At 44.4% G+C, this 25935-nt stretch carries 28 protein-coding genes and 3 tRNA genes; 29 read left to right on the top strand and 2 right to left on the bottom strand.

Features of this window, described 5'->3' with window-relative positions:
* Window positions 1–2: 2 nt before the first annotated feature.
* The 25 genes from AC3WJJ_RS18780 (at window position 3) to AC3WJJ_RS18660 (ending at window position 21276) form a co-directional block, all read left to right on the top strand.
* Window positions 3–75, top strand: a tRNA-Phe gene (locus AC3WJJ_RS18780).
* A 12-nt stretch (window positions 76–87) separates the two neighbouring features.
* Window positions 88–173 (top strand) — tRNA-Tyr (locus AC3WJJ_RS18775).
* A 7-nt stretch (window positions 174–180) separates the two neighbouring features.
* Window positions 181–253: transfer RNA gene (locus AC3WJJ_RS18770), tRNA-Lys, on the top strand.
* A 105-nt stretch (window positions 254–358) separates the two neighbouring features.
* Window positions 359–1564, top strand: coding sequence for a PucR family transcriptional regulator (locus AC3WJJ_RS18765; protein WP_492543044.1), 1206 nt, complete (start codon window positions 359–361; stop codon window positions 1562–1564).
* 105 nt (window positions 1565–1669) lie between these two features.
* Entirely contained in the window at window positions 1670–2794 is a 1125-nt protein-coding gene (locus AC3WJJ_RS18760; protein ID WP_422659166.1) for an ABC transporter ATP-binding protein, read from the top strand.
* 511 nt (window positions 2795–3305) lie between these two features.
* Window positions 3306–4244, top strand: coding sequence for an HPr(Ser) kinase/phosphatase (gene hprK, locus AC3WJJ_RS18755; RefSeq protein ID WP_422659167.1), 939 nt, complete (start codon window positions 3306–3308; stop codon window positions 4242–4244).
* A gap of 11 nt (window positions 4245–4255) precedes the next feature.
* The gene (lgt, locus tag AC3WJJ_RS18750; protein ID WP_492543042.1) at window positions 4256–5374 is read left to right on the top strand and encodes a prolipoprotein diacylglyceryl transferase; all 1119 of its coding nucleotides are present in this window, start codon (window positions 4256–4258) and stop codon (window positions 5372–5374) included.
* A 6-nt stretch (window positions 5375–5380) separates the two neighbouring features.
* The gene (gene ppaX / locus AC3WJJ_RS18745; protein ID WP_492543040.1) at window positions 5381–6034 is read left to right on the top strand and encodes a pyrophosphatase PpaX; all 654 of its coding nucleotides are present in this window, start codon (window positions 5381–5383) and stop codon (window positions 6032–6034) included.
* Between the two features lie 13 nt (window positions 6035–6047).
* On the top strand, window positions 6048–6554 hold the full coding sequence (locus AC3WJJ_RS18740; protein ID WP_492543038.1) for an acyltransferase: 507 nt from the start codon (window positions 6048–6050) through the stop codon (window positions 6552–6554).
* A 279-nt stretch (window positions 6555–6833) separates the two neighbouring features.
* The gene (locus AC3WJJ_RS18735; RefSeq protein WP_492543036.1) at window positions 6834–8030 is read left to right on the top strand and encodes an acyltransferase; all 1197 of its coding nucleotides are present in this window, start codon (window positions 6834–6836) and stop codon (window positions 8028–8030) included.
* Window positions 8031–8338: 308 nt separating this feature from the next.
* The gene (locus AC3WJJ_RS18730) at window positions 8339–9535 is read left to right on the top strand and encodes an ATP phosphoribosyltransferase regulatory subunit (RefSeq protein ID WP_492543034.1); all 1197 of its coding nucleotides are present in this window, start codon (window positions 8339–8341) and stop codon (window positions 9533–9535) included.
* A gap of 30 nt (window positions 9536–9565) precedes the next feature.
* Entirely contained in the window at window positions 9566–10204 is a 639-nt protein-coding gene (hisG, locus tag AC3WJJ_RS18725) for an ATP phosphoribosyltransferase (RefSeq protein ID WP_422659173.1), read from the top strand.
* A 52-nt stretch (window positions 10205–10256) separates the two neighbouring features.
* Window positions 10257–11561: a histidinol dehydrogenase gene (gene hisD / locus AC3WJJ_RS18720; RefSeq protein WP_492543032.1), complete on the top strand. Its 1305-nt coding sequence runs from the start codon at window positions 10257–10259 to the stop codon at window positions 11559–11561.
* Entirely contained in the window at window positions 11558–12163 is a 606-nt protein-coding gene (gene hisB / locus AC3WJJ_RS18715; protein ID WP_492543030.1) for an imidazoleglycerol-phosphate dehydratase HisB, read from the top strand. Before hisD ends, hisB begins: the two co-directional genes overlap by 4 nt.
* Window positions 12164–12166: 3 nt before the next feature.
* A complete protein-coding gene (gene hisH, locus AC3WJJ_RS18710) occupies window positions 12167–12790 on the top strand; it encodes an imidazole glycerol phosphate synthase subunit HisH (protein ID WP_492543028.1) in 624 nt (207 codons plus the stop codon).
* Window positions 12791–12812: 22 nt separating this feature from the next.
* The gene (hisA, locus tag AC3WJJ_RS18705) at window positions 12813–13544 is read left to right on the top strand and encodes a 1-(5-phosphoribosyl)-5-[(5-phosphoribosylamino)methylideneamino]imidazole-4-carboxamide isomerase (protein WP_422661334.1); all 732 of its coding nucleotides are present in this window, start codon (window positions 12813–12815) and stop codon (window positions 13542–13544) included.
* A 75-nt stretch (window positions 13545–13619) separates the two neighbouring features.
* Window positions 13620–14378, top strand: coding sequence for an imidazole glycerol phosphate synthase subunit HisF (gene hisF, locus AC3WJJ_RS18700; RefSeq protein WP_492543026.1), 759 nt, complete (start codon window positions 13620–13622; stop codon window positions 14376–14378).
* Window positions 14375–15076: a bifunctional phosphoribosyl-AMP cyclohydrolase/phosphoribosyl-ATP diphosphatase HisIE gene (gene hisIE / locus AC3WJJ_RS18695; RefSeq protein ID WP_492543024.1), complete on the top strand. Its 702-nt coding sequence runs from the start codon at window positions 14375–14377 to the stop codon at window positions 15074–15076. Before hisF ends, hisIE begins: the two co-directional genes overlap by 4 nt.
* A gap of 15 nt (window positions 15077–15091) precedes the next feature.
* Window positions 15092–15916: a histidinol-phosphatase HisJ gene (hisJ, locus tag AC3WJJ_RS18690; RefSeq protein ID WP_492543022.1), complete on the top strand. Its 825-nt coding sequence runs from the start codon at window positions 15092–15094 to the stop codon at window positions 15914–15916.
* Between the two features lie 189 nt (window positions 15917–16105).
* A complete protein-coding gene (locus AC3WJJ_RS18685; protein WP_422659180.1) occupies window positions 16106–17053 on the top strand; it encodes a ribose-phosphate diphosphokinase in 948 nt (315 codons plus the stop codon).
* 144 nt (window positions 17054–17197) lie between these two features.
* Window positions 17198–18865 carry a tetratricopeptide repeat protein gene (locus tag AC3WJJ_RS18680; RefSeq protein WP_422661335.1) on the top strand — a complete coding sequence of 556 codons (1668 nt, stop codon included), beginning with the start codon at window positions 17198–17200 and terminating at the stop codon, window positions 18863–18865.
* 55 nt (window positions 18866–18920) lie between these two features.
* Window positions 18921–19874: a thioredoxin-disulfide reductase gene (gene trxB, locus AC3WJJ_RS18675; RefSeq protein ID WP_422659181.1), complete on the top strand. Its 954-nt coding sequence runs from the start codon at window positions 18921–18923 to the stop codon at window positions 19872–19874.
* A gap of 150 nt (window positions 19875–20024) precedes the next feature.
* Complete coding sequence (locus tag AC3WJJ_RS18670; RefSeq protein ID WP_492543020.1) at window positions 20025–20243, top strand: hypothetical protein; 219 nt, start codon at window positions 20025–20027, stop codon at window positions 20241–20243.
* A 3-nt stretch (window positions 20244–20246) separates the two neighbouring features.
* On the top strand, window positions 20247–20813 hold the full coding sequence (locus AC3WJJ_RS18665) for a GNAT family N-acetyltransferase (protein ID WP_492543019.1): 567 nt from the start codon (window positions 20247–20249) through the stop codon (window positions 20811–20813).
* Entirely contained in the window at window positions 20806–21276 is a 471-nt protein-coding gene (locus AC3WJJ_RS18660; protein ID WP_492543017.1) for a hypothetical protein, read from the top strand. The genes AC3WJJ_RS18665 and AC3WJJ_RS18660 overlap by 8 nt, the downstream gene beginning before the upstream one ends.
* A 53-nt stretch (window positions 21277–21329) precedes the next feature.
* Here the strand turns inward: AC3WJJ_RS18660 and AC3WJJ_RS18655 are convergent, their stop codons facing one another.
* Both AC3WJJ_RS18655 and AC3WJJ_RS18650 read right to left on the bottom strand, forming a co-directional pair.
* Complete coding sequence (locus AC3WJJ_RS18655; protein WP_492543103.1) at window positions 21330–21743, bottom strand: GNAT family N-acetyltransferase; 414 nt, start codon at window positions 21741–21743, stop codon at window positions 21330–21332.
* Window positions 21744–21953: 210 nt separating this feature from the next.
* Window positions 21954–22391 (bottom strand): DUF2642 domain-containing protein, encoded by a 438-nt coding sequence (locus AC3WJJ_RS18650; RefSeq protein ID WP_492543101.1) that lies wholly within the window; start codon window positions 22389–22391, stop codon window positions 21954–21956.
* Between the two features lie 135 nt (window positions 22392–22526).
* Here AC3WJJ_RS18650 and AC3WJJ_RS18645 point away from each other — a divergent pair, with 135 nt between their 5' ends.
* The 4 genes from AC3WJJ_RS18645 (at window position 22527) to AC3WJJ_RS18630 (ending at window position 25738) form a co-directional block, all read left to right on the top strand.
* Window positions 22527–23573, top strand: coding sequence for a CotH kinase family protein (locus AC3WJJ_RS18645; protein ID WP_492543015.1), 1047 nt, complete (start codon window positions 22527–22529; stop codon window positions 23571–23573).
* 116 nt (window positions 23574–23689) lie between these two features.
* Window positions 23690–23971 carry a hypothetical protein gene (locus AC3WJJ_RS18640; RefSeq protein ID WP_492543013.1) on the top strand — a complete coding sequence of 94 codons (282 nt, stop codon included), beginning with the start codon at window positions 23690–23692 and terminating at the stop codon, window positions 23969–23971.
* A gap of 176 nt (window positions 23972–24147) precedes the next feature.
* A complete protein-coding gene (locus AC3WJJ_RS18635; RefSeq protein ID WP_492543011.1) occupies window positions 24148–24981 on the top strand; it encodes a creatininase family protein in 834 nt (277 codons plus the stop codon).
* A gap of 250 nt (window positions 24982–25231) precedes the next feature.
* Window positions 25232–25738: a YcxB family protein gene (locus AC3WJJ_RS18630; RefSeq protein WP_492543010.1), complete on the top strand. Its 507-nt coding sequence runs from the start codon at window positions 25232–25234 to the stop codon at window positions 25736–25738.
* Window positions 25739–25935: the final 197 nt, after the last annotated feature.

Here is a 25935-nt window from a genome sequence, read left to right as displayed (position 1 = left end):
ATGGCTCGGTAGCTCAGTCGGTAGAGCAGAGGACTGAAAATCCTCGTGTCGGCGGTTCGATTCCGTCCCGAGCCACCTTTTAATCCTGGAGGATTAGCGAAGTGGCCAAACGCATCAGACTGTAAATCTGCTCCCTTACGGGTTCGGTGGTTCGAATCCATCATCCTCCACCAGTTTTAAGAGCCATTAGCTCAGTTGGTAGAGCACCTGACTTTTAATCAGGGTGTCGAAGGTTCGAGTCCTTCATGGCTCATCACAGAAGTCGTCAACATTGTTGACGGCTTTTTTGTATATATTTCAGTTGACGGCTATAGATATGCTAAAATAATAAGAAAAAGACAAAGTGGTGGAGTCATCAATGACGGAGATAGAGCAAATACTGCAGAGTTTGAAGAGCACGCTGGGTATTCCTATGACACTTAAATCGTTGAATGAGCAAGAGTCTGAATTGCTGCTCGAATCTATAACAATCCCCAGTCTTCATAGTCAGACAACAAGTGATATTGGATCTTTTAATGAAATGAAAATAAAGATACCAATGATAGAACAGTCGGAAGCAGGAATTTCCTATCATCTAGAGCAGGGTGAAGTGTGGTTTTCAATTCCTGTGAAGAATAATGTACCTATTGTAATTTCAGTCCCGTCTGATAAGGTGACCGAGACTGAGGTGAAGTTAATTGGACTTTTATTATCTAATCTTGTTTATAACGATCCATCTACTAAGCTCCAACGTTATAGTAGTAAGGCAGAAGAAGAACATTACGCGCTTAAACTGGGAGAATGGATAAACGAGCGCATAAAAGCTGATGAGTTATACGTTACTCTTCCAGATGAGTTTGCTGATAGGATATCTCTATCGGAAGAAGTAATACCTTTTTTACTTGTGAATGAAAGTGAGCATCCCACCAATACAACCTTCAAATCGCTTCAGAGGTTGCTTCGTAGTTATTTTGATGGGGAAATTGTATTAATACCTCTTCAGGAGAAGGCATGGCTTGTACTTGCTGATCCGCAGCTTTTAGATGGTTTGGTAGATGATAAAGAAGAGATTTCAAGCGAAGGGGATCAGGACTTGCTGACACTCTTTTGCATGGGTCTATATGAGCTGGTATCGAATGAGTGGGTGGGTGACTTCCATATTGCCGCAATTCCAGGCATTAGGGTAGCCGAAGGTTTACCTTGTATGCTTAGACAACTTCGCGAAACGATGGTTATCGGACGAACTTTTCAAGTGAAAGAACATATTCATTTATCGACAGGGCTTCATCTGGAGCGTTTGTTATTTAGTATTCCTGAAGTGCAGCGAAACCGCTTCCTTGAGGAGTATGCGAGTCATCATACAGATGTGTTCGAAGATGCAGAAACGCTGTCTACGCTCGAAAGTTTTTTTGAATTAGATTGTAATGTTAGTGAAACGGCAAAGCGTTTGTATATTCACCGGAATACTCTTTTATACCGTTTAGATAAGATAAAACAAGAGACTGGACTTGATGTTCGGAGCTTCGGAGATGCTGTTTTAGTTAAAATTACTCTTCTATTGTATAAAGTGACGAAAAGAAAATAAGATTTTTGTGCAGATTGTGTATAGTCAGTCAGAAGTCTATAGGTTAATATTAAGACTATAAAATGTATTCGATTTCATAACACTTAATATGAGGGGGCAACAAGCATGGCAGGCGTACGTTTAGAGCACATTTATAAGAAATATGCAGGATCCGATAAGGCAACAGTAATCGATGTTAACCTCGATATTAAAGATAAAGAGTTTCTGGTATTGGTAGGACCTTCCGGTTGCGGTAAATCCACAACTTTGCGGATGATCGCTGGACTTGAAGAAATTTCTGAAGGTAAACTCTACATTGGTGACCGCGTTGTTAACGATGTAGCTCCTAAAGACCGTGATATCGCGATGGTATTCCAATCCTATGCCTTGTATCCGCATATGAATGTGTACCAGAACATGGCCTTCGGCTTGAAACTTCGTAAAGTGAAGAAGGACGAAATCGACAAACGTGTACGTGAAGCAGCAAGAATCTTGGATATCGAACATTTGCTAGAGCGTAAACCAAAAGCTCTTTCCGGTGGTCAGCGTCAGCGTGTTGCCTTGGGCCGTGCGATTGTCCGTGATCCACAAGTCTTCTTGATGGATGAGCCTCTCTCCAACTTGGATGCTAAACTTCGTGGTCAGATGCGTGCCGAAATTACAAAGCTGGTTAAGCGTCTTGAAACCACTTGTATCTATGTAACGCATGACCAAACAGAAGCTATGACGATGGGTGACCGTATCGTTGTTATGCAGGATGGTATCATCCAGCAAGCTGATTCTCCAGAACAGCTCTACAACAGCCCAAGCAACTTGTTCGTTGCAGGCTTTATTGGTTCCCCTACTATGAACTTTATCAACGGTAAATTGTCCGAGCAAAACGGAGGCGTATTCTTTACAGCTGAAGGTTTGAACGTTCAAGTACCAGGTGGTAAAGCACAACTTCTGAAGAACAAATCCCTGATTGGTAAAGAAGTTATCATGGGACTTCGTCCAGAAGATATTCATGAAGAGCCAGTGTTCTTGGAAGCATCTCCAAACACGATCTTCACTGCAAAAGTTGACGTTACTGAGAACCTCGGTCACGAAATGCTCTTGTATCTGAGTGGTTTGGGTGCTGAGACCGTTATTGGCCGTGTAGACGGACGTTCTACAACTCGTGAAGGCGATAACGTTAAATTGGCAATTGACATGAACAAAGTTCATATCTTCGATAAAGAGACCGAACTGAACGTTTTGTTGGGAGACTAATTCTCCGACAGTCGGGTTCCGAGAAAAACCGCCCTGTGGGGCGGTTTTTTTTGTTAGTTCTATAGATAGATGGGACCTCAAAGTAGATTAAAAGATTTGTGGACGATAACAACAAGTATCTGATGATCACGAATTAAGTTTGAAGTTATGTCGAAGAAGGTTTTTAAATCGTAGTTGAGTACAATCTACAGAGAATATAAAAGTTACGATGATATGTGTTTGGAGATATCAAACCTAATTAGAAAAACCTGGCAACATTGCATTTAGTGCTATTTTCCTTTAAGATATCAGGAAGTAAGGCTTACATAATTGATTCAAGGATAAGCATTTACATGAGGATGAAATGAAGTGTGTTATGCGGATTGTGGCGGGTACATTAACTCCATCAGATTGAATATATAGGTGGGGAGCTAGTCTGTATACTCCATTACTAACGATACATGTGTGAGCGGATCAGCAGTTGGTTCGCGAAATGATTTCTAACAACATACGGACGAAAAGGGGTATAACCATGGCCAAAAAAGTGAAAGTGTCTGAACTGGTACAGCAGTTCCAAATGGAGGTCATCTCCGGAGATGAAGGCTTGAAACGCCAAATAACAACAGACGATCTTAACCGACCCGGTCTGGAAATGGCGGGGTATTTTGAGTATCATCCACGTGAGCGTGTTCAGCTATTGGGACGGACGGAATTAGCTTTTTTTGCAATGTTAAAGCCAGAGGAGCGCAGAGATCGTATGCGGAGTCTCTGTACAGATGAGACGCCTTGTATTATTATTACTCGCTCGTTGGATGTTCCCGAAGAGCTAGTTGAGGTTAGTAATGAAACGGGTCTACCGGTACTGAGAAGCAGTATGGCTACAACGATTTTGACAAGCCGGATTACTGGATTTTTAGAACGGAAACTTGCACCGACTACTACGATTCACGGGGTTCTATGTGATGTCTATGGTGTGGGCATGCTTATTACAGGTACAAGCGGTATTGGTAAAAGTGAAACAGCGCTCGAGCTTGTGAAAAGGGGTCACCGTCTTATTGCGGACGATGCGGTTGAAATCCGTCAGACATCTGACTTCCAGTTACACGGTACAGCACCGGAGTTAATCCGTCATTTGTTAGAGATCCGTGGTGTAGGTATCATTAACGTAATGACACTGTTTGGTGCGGGTGCCGTGCGAAACAATAAACGGATTACTTTGGTTGTTCGTCTCGAAGCTTGGCAGCAGGATAAACAGTATGATCGTTTGGGTTTGGATGAAGAAAAGACACGTATTATTGATACCGATGTTCCTCTCGTTACCATCCCAGTTCGTCCGGGGCGGAACTTGGCTGTTATTATTGAGGTTGCGGCTATGAACTACCGTTTGAAACAAATGGGCTTGAATGCGGCATTGCAGTTTACGAACAAACTAACAGCTACAATTGCTGATGATATGGATGATCTGGACTAGGGGGGAATTGAATGTCTACATTGCTGATCGATCCGATCGCTTTCTCGATCGGATCGCTGCGCGTCCATTGGTATGGAATTATTCTAGGGTTGGGAGCTTTAGCAGGTCTTCTGCTTGTAATCCGTGAAGGAAAACGTTTTGGCATTCCACAAGAGTTCTTCATGGACCTCTTGCTCTTGGGTGTTCCTTCGGCCATTATAGGCGCGAGAATATATTATGTGGCTTTTAAATGGGAAGATTATAAAGATAACTTCCTTGATGTGTTCAAGATTTGGAATGGTGGTATTGCCATTTATGGAGCACTAATCGGTGCTATCATATGTGCAATCATCTATGTGCGCTATAAGGGATATAATTTTTGGAGGATTGCAGATTTATGTGCACCTTCGCTATTGTTAGGTCAACTTATTGGCCGCTGGGGTAACTTTGTCAATCAAGAAGCATATGGTGGGCCTGTAGAAGAATCATTCTTACGCAATAGTCTGCACCTTCCTGACTTCATTGTAAACCAGATGAATGTTGATGGTGTGTTCCATCACCCAACCTTTTTATATGAATCCCTGTGGAATCTTGTAGGACTTGTATTATTGCTTGTACTTCGCAGACAGAAGTTTCTGCGTGTAGGTGAGCTATTCGTTGGATATTTCATTTGGTATTCTATCGGTCGTTTCTATATCGAGGCTGTACGTACGGATAGCTTGGCATTCCAAGGTTCTTCGTTCCTTGAATCCATTATTAATAATTTGTGGGCTCCGATGACCTGGATGGGATTCGAGCAAGGCTACTTAGATCCTGCATATGGAAACATTCGAATTTCTCAGCTATTGCCGATACTTATCGTAATTGTGGGAGTTATATGGATTGTTGTAAGAAGGGTAACGGGAAAAGCGAATGAACGTTACTTAGACCCGATTGTATGTACTAAACCAGGATTGGGTCCAACACCAGAGGCAACACTTGATCGGAAACCACAGCAAGGAAACAAACCGCAGGCAAATCAGTCAACACCTTCTAACCCTGGTCCTGTGCATGATAAGAGTGCATCGGACTTGGTGGAAACTGCGGAATCAGAAAGATCCTCTAAGCATGACACTTCGATCAATAAAGATGCGGAAGACAAAAAGGAGTAGGGCAACGTGATTGAAACCGTACTATTTGATCTGGATGGCACCATTATTGATACGAATGATTTGATCATTGCCTCATTTATGCATGTCTTTGAAAAGGGACCTAATGGTCCCCTGACGAGGGAAGGTATTATACCTCACATGGGAACGACACTGGAGTACCAGCTCCAGAAGTTCTCTGGCATGGAGGACGTGACATCTCTGGTTCCTATTTATCGTGCTTATAGTCAGGAACATCACGATAACATGGTTAAGCCATTTCCTTATGTAAATGAAGTTGTGGAATGGCTACATGCTCAAGGGATTGCTATGGGTATTGTAACCACTAAGATACGTCCTGGTACACTGATGACCTTAGAGAAGTTCAATCTGGATAAGTATATGTCTGCAGTTGTAACGGTTAATGATGTGGAGAATCCGAAACCGCATCCTGAGCCGGTGCTGAAGGCGATTGAAGCCATTGGATGTAATCCGGAAACGACCTTAATGGTAGGTGACAGTGCCGTAGATATCCAGTCAGCAAAGGCTGCTGGCGTTCAAGCTGCTGGTGTTGCTTGGTCGCTGAAAGGTGAGCAGGTACTACGGGATTACGGAGCTGATTATATTTTGAAGGATATGCGGGATATTTATTCAATTGTAGGACAGAAACAGATACAGGAATAGGAGCCAAGGTGTAATGGCCAGAAAGGTAACTCGCCACCCTGTGGAAGGGCATAACGCGCTGTGGCATATATACCGCACAGTGAGTCCGTTCAAGGGTGTTAAGAACTTTATATTTGTGCAATTGGCCCGTTACTGTCCTGTCCTCCCGATGAAGAACTGGATCTACCGGAATATGCTCGGGATGAAGGTTGGCAAACATACCGCTTTTGGATTAATGGTTATGGTGGACGTCTTCTACCCCGAGAAGATAACCGTGGGGGAAAACTCGGTCATAGGCTATAACACAACAATTCTGGCGCATGAATACCTTATACGTGAATATCGCCTTGGGGAAGTTATCATCGGAGAGAATGTATTGATTGGTGCGAACACAACTATTTTGCCGGGTGTTACGATAGGTGATGGTGCAGTAGTTGCGGCCGGCGCTGTCGTACATAAGGATGTGGCACCGGGTGCATTTGTGGGTGGCAATCCGCTTCGGGAGCTCAAACGGGTAACACCGGAAGATGAGTCAATTTGAGACAATGTGTCATCACAGGTTCCAAAATAGCTTGTTTTATTGTAAAATGAGTAGGGCAAATAACGTAAAAAAATAATTAATGGTCCCCTGGGTAATTGCCTTGTGGGGCCTTTTCGTTGGCAGGAACGTGTGAAATCACACACTGCTCGTATTGTTATGATCAAAAAATTGCTACTGTCTTCATGCTCTGTTGTCACTATTGTCAAGCTGAGCGTTTTTTTATATTATTACTTGCTGGGTCTGTTTCTACTCAATTTCATTAAAGGGGAAATTTAAAATATGGGAGCTACTCAAATTAGAAAGGAACGGCTACCGCAGCTTGATATATATCGGGCACTGGCCATTCTGGGCGTACTGCATGTGCATGCGACCTCATTTGCAACGGTGGATGCGATTGATTCTCGCTTCTATTATATTATTAATTTTTTGAACATATTTTTTAAGTACGGAACACCTTCTTTTATTTTTCTGAGCAGCTTTGTTCTGTTCTACAATTATTATGATCGTCCTTTGACGAAAAGCTTGATTACTAACTTCTACAAAAGACGGCTTTTGTATATTTTGCTCCCTTATCTACTCATTTCGATCGTATACTTTTTCGTAAGACTTGATCAAAATGGATTGCTTAACAGTTCGATCGATTGGAGTGCACAGATACCTACATTCTTTGAGCGTCTGTCCAAGGGTCAGAACTATACGCATCTATACTTTGTGTTCATTAGCTTACAGTTCTATATTCTATTCCCGTTATTCCTGAAGCTATTGAAGTCTTCTAAATTCCTTGTGCGCTGGGCAGTCCCGATCGGGTTCTTGCTGCAATGGGGCTTTATTGTCTGGAATAAATACGAGCTGCATTATGCTACCAAAGGAAGCTTGGCGATTTCTTATCTAGCTTACTACTTGCTGGGTGCTTACCTAGCCATTAATTATGATAAATATAAAGTATGGTTAACCTCAGGCTGGAAGAAACAAGCACGTCGTCAAAAGTCGGCTACGATTGCGCTTTGGGCTGGCTGGCTGATACTGGCTCTGACACATGTACAGATCTGGTACAACACACGTCTGCATGGAGCGAAATATGACTCATTAGTATATGAATTCCTGTGGAATATACACACCGTCTTCTCAGCTATCGTATTAATGCAGGCTGCGAACTGGCTGTATAACAGTGGATGGAAAAAGATCGTTGCCCTCTTAACGCGGATTGGTGAGCTTTCCTTTGCGATTTACTTGATGCATCCGTTGTGGCTTAACTTTTATCGTGAGCATAAATTCGGTCTGAATCCAGTGACAGATGATTACTTGATTTGGGTTTACGGTGGTATGGTGACGGCTCTCATTGTGACTGCATTATTTGTACAATTAATAATGAAATATATTCCGGGTTCATGGGTGCTGCTCGGCAGTGTACCACGTTCCTTGAAGCCAAAAGATCCAGCCAAGCAGGATTCGGGAAAGAAATCGGTTGGTATGTAGTTTTAAAGAATCATTGCACTTATACAATTCATAAGTACGCTGGCATTGAGCCTGCATGAAGCCGTCCGGTTCTCGGACGGCTTTTTTATTTATACTCTACTTGTTAGATAGGAGTAGGTTATAATAACAGGAGCAATCTGGTTTATTTTACCTTGGGGATAAGAGGCTAATTATTTGAAATAAGGACAAGTCATAAACGGATTGACGATGCAACTAAATGTATGGTAACATATGCAATATTCTTTACTTTGGTAGCATATTAGCACTTTAATGTAATAAAGAACAATATAGATTCGAGGTGTAACGTCATGTCTAAACCTAAAGGCTTTGAAAAACCGGCTGGCGTCCGTGATTATTTACCTCACGCGGTAGTGAGACTGCGTCAGATTGAGCACCAAGTCCTTGCTTGTATGGACCGGTGGGGTTATCAACAGATTATGACGCCAACGATGGAGTATTACGATACGGTTGGAGTCGCAAGCTCAACGTCTGATCAGAAACTGTTCAAACTACTCAACAATCGGGGAACGACGATGGTTCTACGTTCGGATATTACAGCTCCGATTGCCAGAGTTGTATCGTCTTTGTTGAAAGAGGAGCCACTTCCTATTCGTCTCTCTTACCATGCCAATGTGTTTCGTGCGATTGAAGAAGAAGCTGGGCGGGAAGCTGAGTTTTTCCAGACGGGTGTGGAACTTGTGGGTGACGACTCACCTGAGGCTGATGCCGAGGTTGTAGCTCTGGCGATTGAATCACTGCAGGCCGCTGGAGTGGAGAAATTCCGAATCGCTCTAGGTCATGTAGGCTTCCTAAATGGGTTACTGGAAGAGGTATTGCCTGACAGGATTGAAGATCAGGAGAATTTAAAGCATGACTTGTTAGATCGAGATTATGTGGGGTACCGGAATACGATATCTGGGCTGGATCTGACGGATATCCAAACCGATAAGCTAGAGGGCATCCTTAGACTTCGAGGCGGTCGGGAGATATGTGAGCAAGCGCTGGAGCTAAGCAGTGATCCATTGGCCCGTGCATCCATAGAACATTTATGCAAGGTATGGGAAGTGATTGAAGCTTACAATGTCTCGGAGCATGTGCTAATCGATCTGACGATGATAGGCGACTTCTCTTATTATACGGGAATGACTTTTGAAGGTTATGCTGCTGAGATTGGTTCACCTGTTGCAAGTGGTGGACGTTACGATAAGCTGTTACAGCAATTTGGACGGAATGTGCCGGCAACTGGTTTTGCCTTAAAGACAAATCGAATCCTAGATGGTGTTCAGGTCAAGGAAGCTTCGGAACAGCTTCCGGTATTAGTTCAGTATACAGCAGAGCAGCGGAAGGAAGGTCTGACGCAGGCAGCTTTATTACGCAGCGAAGGAAGAGTGGTTGTTACTGCACTGATAAGCGGAGAAGATGAGGGATACTTGGCTAGGCAGGAAGATGCTTCTGAGCATGGATTACTTCATAAAGGCTATGCAGAGATTCTCACATTCTCATAAATGTAGACCTAAAGAAAGGAGGCGCGGTTCATGGCAGAAATTTTAAAAGTAGCTATGCCTAAAGGACGAATCTATAAAAAAGCATCTGAGTTATTTCGATCCGCAGGACTTCCTATTCCGATGGATGTGGATGATACGCGTAAGCTAGTTATTTCTTTGCCGGAGGCAGGAATGGAATTTATTCTGGCCAAGCCGGTCGACGTGCCAACCTATGTGGAATACGGGGTAGCAGATATCGGTATCGTAGGTAAGGATGTCTTGCTGGAAGAGAACAAGGATGTATATGAGCTGTTAGACCTCGGTATTGCGAGATGCCGGATGTCAGTTATCGGATTGCCAGACTGGACACCAGGGATTCAGCAGCGTGTTGCAACTAAATATCCGAATGTAGCGTCACAGTATTTCCGGGAACAGGGTCAGCAGGTTGAGGTTGTGAAGCTGAATGGATCAATCGAGCTTGCACCACTGATTGGGCTTGCTGATCGGATTGTAGATATGGTAGAGACAGGACAGACGCTTAAGGAGAATGGACTTGTGGAGATGAACAGTCTGTTCGAAATTACAAGCCGGTTGATCGCAAACCGTGTGAGCTATCGGATGAAGAATGGCGAGATTCAAGCGCTGTGTGATCGTCTTCAAAAAGTGATTCTCACTGAAAAAAGCGTATAGAGACATGTAGGATTGTACGAGCAGGAAGAGGAGATGTAAGGGGGAATCTACGATGAAAGTAGTATCGGCACGTGATTTCAAGCTGCAACGGGAGAGCGATTACGGAACCCCAGCGCAGAATGAAACGGTGAAAAAGGTGGTTCAAGCGGTACGTGCAGAAGGAGATGCCGCGTTGCTGCGTTATACTGAAGAATTCGACAAAATGAAGCTTAAAGCGCATGAACTTCGTGTGCCAGAAGCTGAACTGAAGGCAGCTTATGATCATGTTGAGCCATCTTTTGTGACTGCTATACGGGCTGCGGCAGACAATATCCGAGCTTTCCACATGAAGCAGAAGCGTAATTCCTGGATGGATCTTCAGCCCGATGGCAGCATTCTTGGGCAGATCATCCGGCCTTTGAAGCGAGTCGGTGTCTACGTTCCTGGTGGAAAAGCTGCTTATCCCTCCTCTGTGCTCATGAATGTAATTCCGGCACAAGTAGCGGGAGTACCGGAGATTGTGATGGTTACACCACCAGCAACTCGGGGGATAGAGGGTATTGATCCTTACATTCTCGTCGCTGCAGCTGAAGCGGGTGTGACAGAGATTTACCGTGTGGGGGGAGCTCAGGCCATTGCCGCACTGGCTTATGGTACGGATTCGATTGCGCCAGTAGATAAAATCTGCGGTCCAGGAAATATTTATGTCGCTTTGGCTAAACGGGAAGTATACGGTGTGGTCAACATAGACAGTATGGCAGGACCTAGCGAAATTGTAGTGCTGGCTGATGATACAGCTCAGCCGTCATTTGTTGCTGCAGATCTTCTGTCCCAAGCGGAGCATGATGAGATGGCATCTGCTGTACTTGTAACTCCGTCACAGGCACTTGCTGAAGCCGTATCCGCTGAGGTCGAGCGTCAACTTGAGTTGTTGCCACGTAGGGACATCGCTCGTGCCTCTGTGGACAGCTATGGGGCAATTATCGTAACAGATTCCCTGAAGGAAGGGATTGAACTGGTTAATCGGTTGGCATCGGAGCATTTGGAGATTATGACCGAAGAGCCGATGGCGATTGTGGGTCAGATTGAAAATGCGGGCGCTATCTTCCTTGGAGCATACAGCTCGGAGCCTGTTGGCGATTATTTTGCAGGCCCGAACCACATCATTCCGACGAATGGAACGGCTAGATTCTCCTCACCCGTCGATCTGGATGATTTTATTAAGAAATCGAGCATGATTTATTACAGCAAAGAGGCACTGCTTCGTGATGGTGAGACCATTATGGAGCTAGCTCGGCGCGAGGGACTAGAAGGCCATGCACGGGCAATCGCTGTTCGGCTGGAGCAAGAGTCAAATACAGGGGGGCAATCATCGTGAGTAGTTTTGAAGCAAAAGGGCGGACATCGAGTGTCAGCCGTAAAACGAATGAAACTAACATTTCTCTTCAATTTAATGTAGATGGATCTGGAGTATCTGAGCTGGAGACCGACGTTCCTTTTCTTAATCATATGCTGGATCTGTTCACCCAACATGGACAGTTTGACCTTAGCGTGAAGGCGATTGGAGATATCGAGATTGACGATCATCATACCGTAGAGGATATCGGCATCTGTCTCGGTCAGGTGCTTCGTGAAGCATTAGGTGACAAAAGAGGCATCAAGCGCTATGCGAGTGTGTTTGTACCAATGGATGAGGCGCTGGCTCAGGTCATTGTCGATGTCAGTAACCGTCCGCATTTCGAGTATCGGGCTGAGTACCCGTCCCAGCAGGTAGGTTCTTTTGAGACAGAACTGGTGCATGAGTTCTTGTGGAAGCTGGCGCTGGAAGCCCGGATTACGCTGCACGTCATCGTTCATTACGGCCGTAACACTCACCACATGATTGAGGCGGTATTTAAAGCGCTTGGTCGTGCGCTTGATGAAGCAACAACCATTGATCCGCGTGTAACAGGTGTGCCATCCACGAAGGGAGTACTGTAACCCATGGCAATCGCAATTGTGGATTATGGTATGGGCAACCTGCACAGTGTAAGTAAAGCAGTAGAGCGGCTCGGATATGAGCCGCTTGTTACCGGAGATCGTGAAGAAATTTTGGCGGCGGATGGTATTATTTTGCCTGGTGTTGGAGCATTTGGAGACGCTATGGAACACTTACGTGAGACAGGGCTCGATGAGGTGATGAAGGAGGCCGCAGCTGGTACGAAACCACTGCTTGGTATATGTCTCGGCATGCAGCTGTTGTTCACACAAAGTGAGGAGCATGGACGTCATGAAGGGCTAAACATTTTGCCTGGATCCGTTGTCCGGTTCACGGGTGGCGAGTACAAGGTGCCTCATATGGGTTGGAACCGTCTGCAGTTCAAGAACCCTGATCATCCGCTGTTTGCGGGGCTTGAGGAAGGGCATGTGTATTTCGTGCATTCATATCATGTCCTTCCTGAGGCAAAGGCCCATTTGCTTGCAGTAACGGATTATGGGAAGGATGTAACGGCAATCGTGGGAGATGGCAGTGTCTACGGTATGCAATTTCACCCGGAGAAGAGCGGAGAGCTTGGCATGAGTCTGCTGCGTAATTTTTTGGCGCTAACAGATTCGAAGAGGTCATAAAAAAGAGGAAGCGGGGATGAACATGTCATCATTTATCATATATCCAGCGATTGATATTCTTGGAGGCAAGTGTGTCAGACTTGTGCAAGGTGACTATAACCAAGAGACCATTTACAACGATAGTCCACTGAAAGTTGCGCGTTCATGGGAAGAACAGGGTGGCAAGTTTATTCACTTGGTAGATCTGGATGGCGCAAAAGCAGGACATCCCGTTAATGATGCGATTATCGGTGAAATTGCTGCAAAAATGAATGTGCCGGTACAAGTTGGCGGCGGACTTCGTACCCTTGCTGATGTTGAGCGTCTGCTCTCTCTTGGCGTAAGCCGGGTGATTATCGGAACAGCAGCAATTGAAGATCGCGCTTTTACAGAGGAAGTACTGGGGAAATACGGGGACAAGGTCGCAATCGGGATTGATGCACGAAACGGCTTTGTTGCAACACGCGGCTGGCTGGAGACTTCCGAAGTTCAGGCTGAAGTGCTTGCCAAGGAGCTGGCTTCAAAAGGCGCAGAGACGTTTATTTTTACGGATATTTCTCGCGATGGCATGATGCAGGGACCAAATGTGGAAGCTATTGTATCTCTGGCAAAAGCAAGTGGTCGTACGGTAATCGCTTCTGGCGGCGTAACGAAGCTGGATGATCTTAAAGCGCTTAGTCAGCACCGTTCAGATGGTGTTGGTGGTGCGATTGTAGGTAAGGCACTTTATACAGGCAGCATTGATCTGAACGAAGCGGTAAATGTGATTGGATAGAAATTATCGCTTTTTGAGTGATGTTATTTGAGATATTAGTCAATGGAGTGAAGATCCAGGGAAGAGGGCGAGAGAATGCTGGCTAAGCGGATTATTCCATGTCTGGACGTAAAGGACGGACGGGTTGTAAAAGGAGTTAACTTTGTCAATCTCCGTGATGCGGGGGATCCTGTGGAGCTTGCCGCACTGTATGATCGGGAAGGCGCTGATGAGCTAGTCTTTCTGGACATCTCAGCATCTGTTGAAGGTCGTGCCACCATGGAAGAGGTTGTTCGAAGAACAGCTGGAGAAATCGCGATTCCGTTCACAGTCGGAGGCGGCATTTCCTCAGTAGAGGATATGAAGCGGATCCTGCGTGCAGGTGCGGATAAAATAGGCATCAATACAGCGGCTGTGCGTCAGCCTGAGCTGATCTCGGCCGGTGCACGTCGCTTTGGCTCCCAGTGTATTGTTGTGGCTGTAGACGCGAAATACAATGAGGCATGGGGCGAGTGGGAAGTGTACACGCACGGCGGACGGACTCCATCCGGTATGAAGGCGCTGGAGTGGGTGAAGCAGGCAGAGTCACTTGGTGCGGGAGAGATATTATTAACGAGTATGGATGCCGATGGTACAAAAGACGGCTTTGACATTGCACTGACGTCAGCTGTATCCAGCTCAGTTGGAATCCCTGTTATTGCTTCGGGCGGAGCCGGAACAGAAGATCATTTCTATGATGTATTTACATCAGGCAAAGCCGATGCGGGTCTGGCGGCGACGATTTTTCATTATAAAGAAATTGCTATACCGGATCTCAAACACCAGTTAAAGCTAAGAGGAGTGGACATACGATGAGTGACGATATGAAACAGGATCTATCGTTAGAGCAAATGATTGAGCATATTCGCTGGGACGAAGCTGGACTTGTACCTGCTATTATTCAAGACGCTAAGAATAAACAAGTTCTGATGATGGCATATATGAATCGGGAGTCCATGAAGCTTACGCTGGAGAGTGGAGAAACATGGTTCTGGAGTCGTTCGCGTCAAGAATTATGGCACAAAGGAGCAACATCCGGCAATATTCAATCCGTTGTGTCGATGGCATATGACTGTGATGGAGATACCCTTCTTGTACAAGTAACGCCAAAAGGTCCTGCTTGTCATACGGGAGAGGTGAGCTGCTTCTTTAATGAGATTACGGTAGCTGGGGAGCCGAGTCTTTCGGGTGTTGTAGATACACCAGCATTAAGCGATCGTTTTGAGGTGCTTGCAGAACTTGAGGAGATCATTGCGAAGCGTGAGATCGAGCGCCCAGAGGGAGCTTATACAACGTATTTATTCGATAAAGGCGTTGATAAAATCCTGAAAAAAGTCGGTGAAGAAGCGTCCGAGACAATTATTGCGGCTAAAAACCGTGATAACGATGAGCTGCGTCTGGAAGTTAGTGATCTCATTTACCATCTGTTAGTTCTATTACAGGAGCGTAAGCTACCGCTCGATGATATATTGGATGAGCTGAGCCGCCGCCATGAACGGCCTCGCCGGGACTAGGGAGGCTTAGATTGGATGTATATTGACTACCATACGCATCATGCGCGCTGTGGCCATGCTGTTGGTGAGCTGGAAGAGTACGTAAAGCGGGGCATTGAGATAGGCTTACATCAGATTGGATTATCCGATCATATGCCTCTCATCCATGTAAAACCGGAAGATTATTATCCAGAGATGGCTATGCCTATGGAGGAGCTTCCTCGTTATGTGGAGGAGTGTATGACGCTGAAAGAGCGCTATAAAGGCCAGATTGAAGTTCGGGTAGGTCTCGAAGGAGATTATATCGAAGGCTATGAGCGGCACATCGAGAAGATCATTCAAGATTATCCTTGGGATTATGTCATCGGTTCTGTCCACTTTCTAGGGGAATGGGATATTACAGATTTTCGTCAAACCCATGGCTGGGAAGGAAAAGACCCTTTAGATGTATATCGCAAGTATTATGATGCGGTCCAAAAAGCAGCTGCGACTGGTCTTTATGATATCATGGGCCATCTGGATGTCATTAAGCGATTCGGCTTTAGTCCAGGAGTGGAACATACCGATGAAGTGATCGCTTTGGAACAAGCTGCGCTTGCTGCCGTCAGCCGAAGTGGAAAAGCTATGGAACTGAATGCATCGGGTTTATCAAAAGCCTGTGAGGAGATGTTTCCTAGTCGTAGAATGCTTGAAGAAGCAATCAGACTTGGCATTCCGTTAACGCTTGGTTCAGATGCACATCAACCGCAGAAGTTGGGAGAGCATTTGGACACAGCACGCGAACTTCTCGAAGAGCTTGGGGTTGAGAAGATCGCAACCTTTCAAAATCGGATCAGGAAAATGGTTCTTTTGAAAGAATAGGACAAACCAATGTATAATAGGAATAAGTGTACAAGCAAATGTGGCTGTTTTCGTTACTATCGCATCCTCTGTATAGAGTTTGGTGCAGGTGCGGAGACGGCCTGCTTTGGTGATAGCCCCCTTTAGGAATAGACATCAAGCATGCATTAAGAATCGTACCTAACCACTTTCGGTATCCAGGAGGACCCAATGTATCATAAACTTCGATTATTCGCTGGCTCATCTAATCCACAGCTTGCAGCGAGCATTTGTGAAAAACTAGGTGCCCCATTGGGCAAAATGAAAATTTCTCGCTTTCAGAGCGGTGAAATTTATGTTCACTACGAGGAGAGCATTCGGAACTGTGATGTATTTTTGGTTCAGTCATTCTCACATCCTATTAATGAAATGTTCGTAGAACTGCTTGTTATGATTGATGCAGCGAAGCGGGCCTCGGCTCGGACTGTGAATATTATTGTTCCCTACTACGGATATGCTCGTCAGGAGCGTAAATCGGCACCACGTGAACCGATTTCGGCCAAAATGGTAGCAGATGTTCTAACAACAGCCGGCGCGAATCGTGTAATTACAATTGATCTGCATGCACCAGCGATCCAAGGCTTTTTCAATATTCCTGTCGATCATCTCACAGCGCTTGATCTTATCACGAATTATCTGAAAAGCAAGCAGATCGAGAATCCGGTCATCGTCTCCCCAGACGCTGGACGTGCCACGACTGCTGAAAAGCTTGCTAGTCGCCTAGGGTCACCCTTCGCTATTATGATCAAGCAGCGTCCAGCGCATAATGAGTCTATCATTACGCATGTTATTGGCGATGTGAAAGACCGGACACCTATTATTATCGAAGATTTGATTGATACTGGTTCGACGATTGTTCATGTAGTTGAAGGCTTGAAGGAGCGCGGTGCAAGAGATGCTATTGTGTGTGCAACGCACGGGGTATTTTCAGGCCAAGCGCTTGATCGTCTTGACCATGCTCATATCGAAGAGCTTGTCGTTACGGACTCCATTGCACTACCTGATCAACATAAGGAATTTGTAAAAGTGTTATCCGTCGCTCCGATGTTGGCACAGGCTACAAATATCATTACTGAAGGTGGATCTATAGCAACATTATTTAAAGATGCCGGGGTGTAAAAACCGGCGTCTTTTTATCTGCAAATAGACGGTGTAACGTGTTATACTGTTGTGGATAGAGGAGCAAGTTAAAGGAGGTGTCTTGCTTCCGTGAATAGATATCAAGCCGGGTCAGATGACCCTCACAATATTATACCTATCGAAATGAATGCTAACTTTTTCTTTGATCGTGCGGTGAAGTCGCTTGATCGTTTCCAATATGACAAGGCACTGAAATATTTTCGCAAAGCTGTTGAATATGAACCGGAAAATCCGGTGAATCATTGCAATATGGCGGGTATATTATCAGAGACGGGCGATTATGAAGGCTCGAATAAGGTGCTACAGCATATTTTGGATAAAGTCGATTCTTCCATGACGGAATGTTATTTCTATATGGCGAACAATTACGCCAATATGGAGCTTTTCGAAGAGGCGGAAAAGGCATTGGTTACGTATCTGGAGGAAGACTCCAGCGGACAGTTTATGGACGAGTCAGAAGAGCTGATGGAGCTTCTTCATTACGAGCTCAACCGTCCTGCGAAGCTCAGCCGTATCAAGAGCCGCGAAGGCATGGTGGAGCATGAGCGTGCCCGTGAGCTGCTTGAAGAAGGGAAGTTCGCACAGGCTGTGAAAATGCTCGAGGAGATCGTGGCCGATTGTCCTGATTTCTTAGCAGCACGAAACAACTTGGCACTTGCCTATTATTATATGGGCCGATTCGCCAAGGCGAAGCAAACGATTGAAGAAGTGCTGGATCAAGAGCCTGGGAATTTGCATGGATTGTGTAATCTGGCGATTTTCTTTCAGCATGAGGGAAATACAGAGCAGCGTAATCGCTTAGTGGAAATGCTGGCCGCTACGATTCCTTTTCATCAGGAGCATGTATTCAAGCTTGCAACAACGATGGGCATATTGGGTAAACACGAAGAGGCATACAATCATTTCAAGCGGTTATTAAAGGATGAGGAGTTCAGTAGCGATCCGAGTCTTTATCATTATACGGCGGTTGCAGCGTGCAACAGCGGACATTATGAGGTGGCAGCGAAATATTGGCGTCATGCTAAGAAGCTGGATCCAGAGTCCGTCATTCCGGATTTTTATCTCGCTCAATTGCAACAGCGGAAAGCGACTGGAACAGAAGTGATGAAGGTGAGTTATCATTACCACCTTCCGTTTGAGGAACAATTTAAACAGTGGGAGCATGATGGAGAAGTTATGACAGAGGAGGCGAAGCATAATCCGCTTATCCGATCTTCATTCTTCTGGGCACTTCGCCATGGTGATCCCCACATTAAATTGCAGGTCATCCGTACGTTAGAGCTGATTGCAGATGATGAAGTGCAGCATGCACTTCGATCTTTCCTGCAAGAGCCGGGTGAGGATGCAGATCTGAAGGATGCAGCACGCCTAGTACTTCAGCAGCTGGAGAGCAAACGGAGCCGGAATCAGGACCGTGAGACAGCAGCGAAGGGAATGGAAGTATTACCTGACTGGCATCCGACCTGGCAGGAAGTATTAGATAAAGCTTATCAGATGATGGACAAACGGGCAGATCATTTCTGGAAACGGGAAATGGAGACGCTATGGTCCGAATTCCTCAGCAAGCTCTATCCTGATATTCCGAATATCCGTAATATTTCGGGATGGGCAGCAGCGCTTGTGTATATGACGGCCAAAAAACGCGGACGTGCCTTGACGTATGAAGAAGTTGCAGCGCGTTATGAAATATCCTCTTCTACTGTACGAAGATATGCACGGCAGATCGACCAAGCGTGCGAAAGTGATGAGCAGCACGATGAGAAGTTTCGTCCTTTTACAGAAAACATCTAGAATTAGGGTAAGATATTAAATAACTACATTGACGATATCCAAGGAGGCCTTCAAAATGTACAAATCAATCGTAATTGGAACAGGGCCAGCCGGTCTGACGGCAGCCATCTATTTGGCTCGAGCTAACATGAAACCACTCGTAATCGAGGGTATGCAGCCGGGAGGTCAGTTGACTACAACGACTGAAGTGGAGAACTTCCCAGGATTTCCTCAAGGTATTATGGGACCAGAGCTGATGGATAACATGCGTCAGCAAGCTGAGCGTTTCGGAGCGGAGTTCAAGAGCGCTTGGGTTGAGTCCGTTGACTTCTCAGAGCGTCCATTCAAAGTAAAAGTAGAAGGTATGGGAGAATTGCTCGCTGAGACGGTTATTATCTCCACAGGTGCTTCTGCTAAATATCTCGGTATTCCTGGTGAACAGGAGAACGTCGGTCGCGGTGTAAGCACATGTGCTACATGTGACGGCTTCTTCTTCCGTAATAAAAAGATTATTGTTGTGGGTGGCGGCGACTCCGCAATGGAAGAGGCTAGTTTCTTAACTCGTTTCGCTTCCAGCGTAACACTGGTTCACCGTCGTGATGAGCTTCGTGCTTCGAAGATCATGCAGGACCGTGCTCGTGAGAATGAGAAGGTGGAGTGGGCACTGAACCGTTCGCCAATCGAAGTAGTAACTAGTGAAACAGGCGTAAAAGGACTTAAGGTCCTAAATAACGAGACAGGAGAGGAAGAGCTGATCGAAGCGGAAGGTGTATTTGTGGCTATTGGTCATACACCAAACACTGCTTTCCTTGGAGGTCAGATTACGACGGATCCAACAGGTTATATTCTCGTTAAGCCAGGAACAACGGAAACAAACATCCCAGGTGTATTTGCATGTGGTGATGTCCAAGATACGCGTTATCGTCAAGCCATTACTGCTGCAGGTTCCGGTTGTATGGCTGCAATGGACTGTGAGAAGTTCATTGAGGGTCATATGATTCATGACTGGAGCGAGACGCTCGACAAGTAATAGCTTTCACTTGAGATCAAGAAGCCGGGTAGCCGGCTTCTTTTTTTGTATGGACTTACGTGGTGAAATTTATAGTTCGATAAGGGCTTATGGTACAATCTAAACAGCTTGTGTAACGGGTGATTTTAGAAGAATCGGAGGCTTTGTTAGATGGATAAAGCGATCAGGTTTAGAGCAGCTATTACCGTATTGTTTGGATTTATTGGCGTGGCGTTAGCTAGTACTACCGTGTATTTATTCAGAGTGGATCAGAATCATAGCAGCATTAGTGCACTTATGTTTCTAACGCTATTATCACTATTCTTCGCCGTAGGACACATGGCATCTCTATTTATAATGATTCGCAAGAAAGCAGAGGAAAGGGCATAATCTATGATCGTATACAAGCATAACAAGCTGAGCGTTCGTCATCTGAAAGAAGCTGATGCAGGTCTGCTGGTGAAATGGCTGAGTGATCCTCAGGTGTTAACCTATTATGAAGGTCGGGATCGTCCACACGATCTGGCGTTGGTGAAAGAGCATTTCTATAATAGGGATGAATCCAATGTCCGTTGTATCATACAGTACGAGGGTCAAGATATTGGATATATTCAGTATTACCCTATAACAGATGAGGAACGGACAGAGTACGGATATGATGATTTTACAGGAACGATCTTCGGTATGGATCAATTTATTGGGGAGACGGATTTCTGGAATCGGGGGATTGGAACTGAACTCATTACATCTATGGTCCGGTATTTGATCAATCATGCAGGGGCGGAGAAGGTTGTGATGGACCCGCAGGCATGGAATGAACGGGCATTGAGGGTGTATGAGAAAGCTGGTTTTGTCCAAAAGAAATATCTCCAGCGTCATGAATGGCATGAAGGTGAGTATCGTGATTGCTGGATTATTGAATACGCAAGCACGAAAATGAGGAGAGACAATATTGAATAAATTTATTGAGAAAAATAAACATGCATTAATTGTTCTAGCACCTTTAGTATTAGGCTGGTTGTTTAATATACTGATATATTACGTACCATTCTCAGGTATGCTGATCTGGACACTGAATCTCGGATTTGTGTTGTTCTGGTTCTGGGGAGGAAGGCAGTTTGCAAAGCTATCCATGAACAAGGTATATAGCTTCTTATTAGGCAACTCGATATGGTTTATATCCTTGTTACTGTATATATGGCAATTTCTTATATTGGATGATGCTGCTCGTAGCTTGGCTATTGCGGGCTTGTCACAATATTATATGTTGTTCATGCTCATCATCGGAACGCAGATTCAATTGATGTATTCCGGGGATATTAATTCGGTTGATATTGTACTCATCTCGTATGTTGTGATGCTGGTTGTGTTTACGTTAGGATTTATCTATCAAGCGGTTAGAGGTAAGGATGCTAAATCTTAAAAAAAACGGCGATTGTCTCTCGGATTGAAATCGGGAGAGGTCGCCGTTTCTTGTTATAAATCTTGAGACAGTCGTACCATATCATATAGACGTATGCCATTCTCGTAAATTTCCTCATCATAATGACGGATGAAAAAATCTCTATCGATACCCGTCATCCGGAATCCACATTTTTGATACAGTGCCAGTTGACCGACTCCTGTGCTACCCGTTCCAACTTCAATCGTGCTGAATCCGAGCTGCCGAGCGGACTGTAACGCATGGTTGACTAGTTGTTTACCAATTCCTTGTCCATGCAAAGATTCATCAACGGCAATATTAACGAGTTCTATTGTACCTGGCCGGGTGGGTAGTAGCACATATACTCCAACGATCCCATTCTCCAGTTCAGCAACAAAGCATTGTCCGCGCTGTATGTATTCTTCTACAAGCTTTTTTGAAGGATCCGCTAATAATAGTAAATTCATCGGAGGCTGCTCGCTTGTCCCGAGTCTACGAATGTTTAAGTTCAGCAAACAATTTACAACTCCTATTCTATTCATAATGAAAAGAGAAACGAATGTTCAATCACATGAAGTGGGCTTTCGCATATATTATTATAAACTGTTCCGTCAAGGAGCATTAAGGAATAGACCTGCTAATGCCCCTGACAAAAACAGTACCTAAAATATGATTTATTAACAATCACATGATCTGCGTTTTCGCGGACGCATGCACTTATTCGTTGAGCGGTGGCGTCTAAGGCGGCTTCTTCTGTGGCAGTGTTTGCGATGGTGGTGACGTCTCATGCGGTTGCGACAAGGTTTGCAGCCGTGTGAGTGATGCTCGTGATGTTCATTAGCGCAGGATTGACTGCCCTGAGAGTGGTTACCGTGGGAGTGGTTTCCATCTGATGGATGACCGCTGCTATGGTGATGTCCGTGAGACTGGTTTTCATGAGAGTGATGATCCATTACGTGGTGAATATGAATATCTCTCACATAATGAATGGAGCCATCTCCGGATTGGATTACCAGATGGTCAGGAAATACTTGAAGCAGATTACCTTCCACATCACCGGGGCCTCCGCAGTCGACTTTTACCTGTCTACCTACTAAATTTGCGACTTCATACATGTTAACAGGCATACTCATTCTCCTTTCCGATTTCGTTACTTTAGCATATGCACCCCTCCCGAGAAGGGGACTGGTTTAATATAAGCGACTGTAATAAAGCGGGCCAAAGTCTATCGGCTATAAGGAGGGACAATTGTGACTTTGCCGATATACCAGATATTTATTAATCATAGAGAGCATGCCCTTTTGAAAAGTGACATTTGGTCTGAGCGGTTCGTTCATGCATCCATGTTGTTAGGAGGGAAACGGATTCCGATACGGATTCGCTACCGTGGAGGGCATACCCGTGAATATCCTAAAAAATCGTATGAAATTCGTACATCGCATGCTACCTACCATTTTAATGCGGAATATGATGATCCTTCGATGATTAGGAATGCGTTATCCTTTAAATTTTTTAATTCTATACAAGTATCGAGTCCGGCTACGCAGCATTGTGTGCTTCATATTAATGAACGAAGTGCTGGAGTGTATCTGAGGATTGAGGGAGTGAATGCTTCCTTTTTCAAACGGAGAGGCATTCCGGTAAAAAGTATTATTTATGCAGTTAATGATGATGCTGACTTTACGGATAAAACCTCGTCGAAGAAGTCTATGTTTTCTGGGTACAGTCTAATCAAGGGTGACAATCAGGATCGCGTCCAACTGTCTCGGTTCATTCGTTATATTCATCTATATAAGAGAGACGAGTTACAGAAATATTTAATACGTCATCTCGATATCGGCAATTATTTGCGCTGGTTAAGCGGGGCTGTACTTACGGGCAATTATGATGGTTTTAATCAAAACTATACATTATTTGAGCATCATACGAGAAAGCTGTACGGTATTATACCTTGGGATTATGAGGGAACATGGGGCAGAAACTGTTATGGTAAACTTGTAGGCTCTAATCTTGTAGGAATCCATGGCTACAATAAGCTTACCGAAAAGGTATTATCATACCCAGAATATCGCCAGCAATATAAAACACTGCTTGCCCATTTAATCGACACCGTATTTACGGTACGCCGCCAGCTCCCTATTGTGTACCGGCTGTATAACCAAATTTCTGATGATATGTATAAGGATTTAAGCCAAAAGTGGAGTACTCAATTATTCGATGGGGAGCCAGATACAATTCGATATTATATTGAGAACCGACGTGAGGATATTTCAGATCAACTTCGGAGTTTAGATTAAACAGGAATATCCATTTATAGTCATATAGTTGCTAATACAAGCTAAGAGACGATAAAATGTGATGACAGCAATCAGAAGTAATGTTCCTAGAACAGCATGTAGAAGGGAGCACGAACATGGCTATATTCGGTATGGTAGTTGGAATTATCCTTACCTTGGCTTTATCACTCTTCATGGGACCTTTTGGCGGGCTTTTCATGTTTGCAGTCATGTTTGGTCTAGTTTTTAGTATGCATCAAAAGAATAAACTGATCTATGAGGATCTGCAGATGATTAAAGAGAAGCTAGGAATTGAGGATACGGATAACGTGTTGATCAGTAATGAAGAAATCGAGAAAGAGTTAGAAGAGGAATTCGAGAAGACAACCGAAGCGGGAGATAAGGACAAATCATTCTGATGATACACATCAAAAAAACCGTACTTTCCATATCCATGGGAGTACGGTTTTTTCGATATAGGTTCCGATCCAGTGTTTAATGTATTCTAATTATAATTAGAATCCCTCTAAAAGTATAGGCTTGTAATTTTTGGTATTCATAATACACTACATACAATACGATTGGAGGAATGTATATGGCATATTCGATATTTCAGGATACCATGTCAGATATGAGCTGGACAGAGATTCAGTGCAGCATCGATAAGGGGGCCGTTGTATTATTACCTACCGGCGTGATCGAGCAGCAAGGTCCCCATTTGCCTACAGGGTCAGACATTTATGTGAGTCACTTGATCTGTAGAAAGATCAAGGATCAGCTGCAGAAAGACAATATCGAATGTCTAATTGCACCACCTTTCTATTGGGGGATCAATGCCATCACAGGTGCATTCCCCGGCTCGTTTACTTCGAGAAAAGAAATTGTGAAAAATGTGTTGTTCGATATATTTGAATGTTTAAACAGATGGGGAGTGAAGCATGTCTTCATTGTAGATATCCATGGTGACCCGATGCATGGGGAAGCATTGTACGAGGGTATTATGGCTGGCCGTGAAAGTCTAGGCATGGACATCCGCTCGGTCATTTCTCACTGGATTGCGGAGGATCTGGGCATTCATCCGGAGAATGAGAATTTCTTGATCTATACGGTGGAAATGTCGCTAGAAGATTTCCCTGCACCGAAGGAATATCTAGATATCCATGCGGGCGAAGGTTCAACTGCGCAAATGGTTAAGTTTTTCCTTGAATTAGTGAATGTGGACCTCGCTAGGCAATTGGAGCCGGCAAATCTGAATCACGACGATTTAAAAAGGTGGCATCAAGGTGGGGAAATCGCTAGAAGTATTACACCTCTTGGATATTTTGGTGCTCCTGCGGACTTTGAGAAAGAGGATGTAGATCATCTGAATTTAGTAGATGCTATCAGTAAGTTTGCAACGATTCGGTTAAAAGAGTATTTGAAGCGATGAGAAAGAAAGCCCCAGTAGATTACCGGGGCTTCTTCACTTACACTACATTTTTTAAATACCCTACCCACTGCTCATATAACTCTGTCTCCGAGCAATGGAGAATCTCCTGGAATCCTATTATTTAAGCGAATATTTAATGAAAAATAAAAATCATCAATGTTCTTATACCTTGAGTTCGCTTATACTAGAGACGGTTCGGGAATGATTTATCCTGAAGGATATATTAATGAAGCTGGAGGGAAGTGTACATATGAAGGTTGTTATAGATTTAAAGAAAGAGGACTTCTGGAATTTTAATAAGTTTGTCATGTTCAATATGCCGAAGTATAGAATAGCGATGTTCTTCAGTCTGCTCAGTATCCCTGTCTCATGTATTATTATCTCGAAGTTGCTCGGTTCTGGCTGGGCATTCTCTATTGTTGCCGGTGTGATCATTGGTGGTCTAGCTGATGTCTTGTTTGTGTACAGAATTAAGAGCAGAACAATGAAGATGGTGGTGAAGACCGGCGACGGCGTAGTCGGGGAGCATTTAATTGAAGTCAATGATAAGGGGCTTTATGATGCTACCGTGAAAAGTAAGTCTCACTGCGCTTGGAGTGATATCCACGATCTTAAGCAGGATAAGGACAATCTTTATCTTTTTGTTAATAGCATGCAGGCAACCATCGTTCCGAAGAGATCCTTCGCTAATCAAGCTGAGGAGCAAACATTTATCCAGCAGGTGGAGCAGTATACCAAGAAGCAATTCAATAAGTGAAGTTGAATCGAAGGTCCCTCTGAGTTGAGAAAAGAACTTAGGGGGCTTTTTATAATGATGAGATAGTGTGATTTGAGGACATACACATAGATTGTTATTTTTTTCACAAATTAGACTCATTCCATAAGGCACATTAGTTAAATTTTAGGTAAAATGAAATTGAGGAAAATATTAGATGGATTGATGTTTCCTCTAAT

Source organism: Paenibacillus sp. FW507-14B1B (genome assembly GCF_058781425.1).
This window is presented reverse-complemented; position numbering and strand designations above follow the sequence as displayed.

What these genes read in the sequence shown, in the direction of transcription:
- AC3WJJ_RS18765 (WP_492543044.1), top strand. Translation starts at nt 359, where the DNA reads ATGACGGAGATAGAGCAAATACTGCAGAGTTTGAAGAGCACGCTGGGT.
- AC3WJJ_RS18760 (WP_422659166.1), top strand. Translation starts at nt 1,670, where the DNA reads ATGGCAGGCGTACGTTTAGAGCACATTTATAAGAAATATGCAGGATCC.
- hprK (WP_422659167.1), top strand. Translation starts at nt 3,306, where the DNA reads ATGGCCAAAAAAGTGAAAGTGTCTGAACTGGTACAGCAGTTCCAAATG.
- lgt (WP_492543042.1), top strand. Translation starts at nt 4,256, where the DNA reads ATGTCTACATTGCTGATCGATCCGATCGCTTTCTCGATCGGATCGCTG.
- AC3WJJ_RS18740 (WP_492543038.1), top strand. Translation starts at nt 6,048, where the DNA reads ATGGCCAGAAAGGTAACTCGCCACCCTGTGGAAGGGCATAACGCGCTG.
- AC3WJJ_RS18735 (WP_492543036.1), top strand. Translation starts at nt 6,834, where the DNA reads ATGGGAGCTACTCAAATTAGAAAGGAACGGCTACCGCAGCTTGATATA.
- AC3WJJ_RS18730 (WP_492543034.1), top strand. Translation starts at nt 8,339, where the DNA reads ATGTCTAAACCTAAAGGCTTTGAAAAACCGGCTGGCGTCCGTGATTAT.
- hisG (WP_422659173.1), top strand. Translation starts at nt 9,566, where the DNA reads ATGGCAGAAATTTTAAAAGTAGCTATGCCTAAAGGACGAATCTATAAA.
- hisD (WP_492543032.1), top strand. Translation starts at nt 10,257, where the DNA reads ATGAAAGTAGTATCGGCACGTGATTTCAAGCTGCAACGGGAGAGCGAT.
- hisH (WP_492543028.1), top strand. Translation starts at nt 12,167, where the DNA reads ATGGCAATCGCAATTGTGGATTATGGTATGGGCAACCTGCACAGTGTA.
- hisA (WP_422661334.1), top strand. Translation starts at nt 12,813, where the DNA reads ATGTCATCATTTATCATATATCCAGCGATTGATATTCTTGGAGGCAAG.
- hisF (WP_492543026.1), top strand. Translation starts at nt 13,620, where the DNA reads ATGCTGGCTAAGCGGATTATTCCATGTCTGGACGTAAAGGACGGACGG.
- hisIE (WP_492543024.1), top strand. Translation starts at nt 14,375, where the DNA reads ATGAGTGACGATATGAAACAGGATCTATCGTTAGAGCAAATGATTGAG.
- hisJ (WP_492543022.1), top strand. Translation starts at nt 15,092, where the DNA reads ATGTATATTGACTACCATACGCATCATGCGCGCTGTGGCCATGCTGTT.
- AC3WJJ_RS18685 (WP_422659180.1), top strand. Translation starts at nt 16,106, where the DNA reads ATGTATCATAAACTTCGATTATTCGCTGGCTCATCTAATCCACAGCTT.
- AC3WJJ_RS18680 (WP_422661335.1), top strand. Translation starts at nt 17,198, where the DNA reads ATGAATGCTAACTTTTTCTTTGATCGTGCGGTGAAGTCGCTTGATCGT.
- trxB (WP_422659181.1), top strand. Translation starts at nt 18,921, where the DNA reads ATGTACAAATCAATCGTAATTGGAACAGGGCCAGCCGGTCTGACGGCA.
- AC3WJJ_RS18670 (WP_492543020.1), top strand. Translation starts at nt 20,025, where the DNA reads ATGGATAAAGCGATCAGGTTTAGAGCAGCTATTACCGTATTGTTTGGA.
- AC3WJJ_RS18665 (WP_492543019.1), top strand. Translation starts at nt 20,247, where the DNA reads ATGATCGTATACAAGCATAACAAGCTGAGCGTTCGTCATCTGAAAGAA.
- AC3WJJ_RS18655 (WP_492543103.1), bottom strand. Translation starts at nt 21,743, where the DNA reads ATGAATTTACTATTATTAGCGGATCCTTCAAAAAAGCTTGTAGAAGAA.
- AC3WJJ_RS18650 (WP_492543101.1), bottom strand. Translation starts at nt 22,391, where the DNA reads ATGTATGAAGTCGCAAATTTAGTAGGTAGACAGGTAAAAGTCGACTGC.
- AC3WJJ_RS18640 (WP_492543013.1), top strand. Translation starts at nt 23,690, where the DNA reads ATGGCTATATTCGGTATGGTAGTTGGAATTATCCTTACCTTGGCTTTA.
- AC3WJJ_RS18635 (WP_492543011.1), top strand. Translation starts at nt 24,148, where the DNA reads ATGGCATATTCGATATTTCAGGATACCATGTCAGATATGAGCTGGACA.
- AC3WJJ_RS18630 (WP_492543010.1), top strand. Translation starts at nt 25,232, where the DNA reads ATGAAGGTTGTTATAGATTTAAAGAAAGAGGACTTCTGGAATTTTAAT.